General features: G+C 50.2%; 2 rRNA genes (1 of these 2 only partly in view). Both read left to right on the forward strand.

From position 1 onward, the window contains the following. The first annotated feature begins 294 nt into the window (after positions 1-294). Positions 295-1,844 (forward strand): 16S ribosomal RNA (locus ABDB98_RS00990). 174 nt (positions 1,845-2,018) lie between these two features. Continuing rightward, positions 2,019-2,500: ribosomal RNA gene (locus tag ABDB98_RS00995) — 23S ribosomal RNA — on the forward strand (it continues 2,447 nt past the right edge of the window). The 16S and 23S rRNA genes sit together here, the layout of an rRNA operon.

Consider the following 2,500-nt stretch of genomic DNA (forward strand, 5'->3'; position numbering starts at 1 on the left):
AAACTTTAAGATAATGTACTGATTATATTTTTTCTCTTTATTTCAAAAAACACTTGATTTATAGAGAGATAGCATGGTATATTATTAAACGTCGCTGATGAACAGCAGACAAAACAAAAAGCTTCGAAAACGACTTGAAAAAAGTTGTTGACATAAAAGAAGCTGAGTGGTAAGATAATAAAGCTGCTTCAACAAGCGGTAATGATCTTTGAAAACTAAACAAGACAAAACGTACCTGTTAATTCAAAGTTTTAAATAAATCGCACAGTGATGTGCGTAGTCAGTCAAACTACTTTATCGGAGAGTTTGATCCTGGCTCAGGACGAACGCTGGCGGCGTGCCTAATACATGCAAGTCGAGCGGACAGATGGGAGCTTGCTCCCTGATGTTAGCGGCGGACGGGTGAGTAACACGTGGGTAACCTGCCTGTAAGACTGGGATAACTCCGGGAAACCGGGGCTAATACCGGATGGTTGTTTGAACCGCATGGTTCAGACATAAAAGGTGGCTTCGGCTACCACTTACAGATGGACCCGCGGCGCATTAGCTAGTTGGTGAGGTAACGGCTCACCAAGGCGACGATGCGTAGCCGACCTGAGAGGGTGATCGGCCACACTGGGACTGAGACACGGCCCAGACTCCTACGGGAGGCAGCAGTAGGGAATCTTCCGCAATGGACGAAAGTCTGACGGAGCAACGCCGCGTGAGTGATGAAGGTTTTCGGATCGTAAAGCTCTGTTGTTAGGGAAGAACAAGTGCCGTTCAAATAGGGCGGCACCTTGACGGTACCTAACCAGAAAGCCACGGCTAACTACGTGCCAGCAGCCGCGGTAATACGTAGGTGGCAAGCGTTGTCCGGAATTATTGGGCGTAAAGGGCTCGCAGGCGGTTTCTTAAGTCTGATGTGAAAGCCCCCGGCTCAACCGGGGAGGGTCATTGGAAACTGGGGAACTTGAGTGCAGAAGAGGAGAGTGGAATTCCACGTGTAGCGGTGAAATGCGTAGAGATGTGGAGGAACACCAGTGGCGAAGGCGACTCTCTGGTCTGTAACTGACGCTGAGGAGCGAAAGCGTGGGGAGCGAACAGGATTAGATACCCTGGTAGTCCACGCCGTAAACGATGAGTGCTAAGTGTTAGGGGGTTTCCGCCCCTTAGTGCTGCAGCTAACGCATTAAGCACTCCGCCTGGGGAGTACGGTCGCAAGACTGAAACTCAAAGGAATTGACGGGGGCCCGCACAAGCGGTGGAGCATGTGGTTTAATTCGAAGCAACGCGAAGAACCTTACCAGGTCTTGACATCCTCTGACAATCCTAGAGATAGGACGTCCCCTTCGGGGGCAGAGTGACAGGTGGTGCATGGTTGTCGTCAGCTCGTGTCGTGAGATGTTGGGTTAAGTCCCGCAACGAGCGCAACCCTTGATCTTAGTTGCCAGCATTCAGTTGGGCACTCTAAGGTGACTGCCGGTGACAAACCGGAGGAAGGTGGGGATGACGTCAAATCATCATGCCCCTTATGACCTGGGCTACACACGTGCTACAATGGGCAGAACAAAGGGTAGCGAAACCGCGAGGTTAAGCCAATCCCACAAATCTGTTCTCAGTTCGGATCGCAGTCTGCAACTCGACTGCGTGAAGCTGGAATCGCTAGTAATCGCGGATCAGCATGCCGCGGTGAATACGTTCCCGGGCCTTGTACACACCGCCCGTCACACCACGAGAGTTTGTAACACCCGAAGTCGGTGAGGTAACCTTTATGGAGCCAGCCGCCGAAGGTGGGACAGATGATTGGGGTGAAGTCGTAACAAGGTAGCCGTATCGGAAGGTGCGGCTGGATCACCTCCTTTCTAAGGATTTTAACGGAATATAAGACCTTGGGTCTTATAAACAGAACGTTCCCTGTCTTGTTTAGTTTTGAAGGATCATTCGATTCTTCGAGATAATGTTCTTTGAAAACTAGATAACAGAAGTAATTCACATTCAATTGTAATGCAAGATATCACGTAGTGATTCTTTTTAACGGTTAAGTTAGAAAGGGCGCACGGTGGATGCCTTGGCACTAGGAGCCGATGAAGGACGGGACGAACACCGATATGCTTCGGGGAGCTGTAAGCAAGCTTTGATCCGGAGATTTCCGAATGGGGAAACCCACCACTCGTAATGGAGTGGTATCCATATCTGAATACATAGGATATGAGAAGGCAGACCCGGGGAACTGAAACATCTAAGTACCCGGAGGAAGAGAAAGCAAATGCGATTCCCTGAGTAGCGGCGAGCGAAACGGGACCAGCCCAAACCAAGAGGCTTGCCTCTTGGGGTTGTAGGACACTCTGTACGGAGTTACAAAGGAACGAGGTAGATGAAGAGGTCTGGAAAGGCCCGCCATAGGAGGTAACAGCCCTGTAGTCAAAACTTCGTTCTCTCCAGAGTGGATCCTGAGTACGGCGGAACACGTGAAATTCCGTCGGAATCCGGGAGGACCATCTCCCAAGGCTAAATACTC

Origin of the sequence: Bacillus siamensis, from assembly GCF_051628075.1 — a bacterium.
GTDB lineage: Bacteria > Bacillota > Bacilli > Bacillales > Bacillaceae > Bacillus > Bacillus siamensis.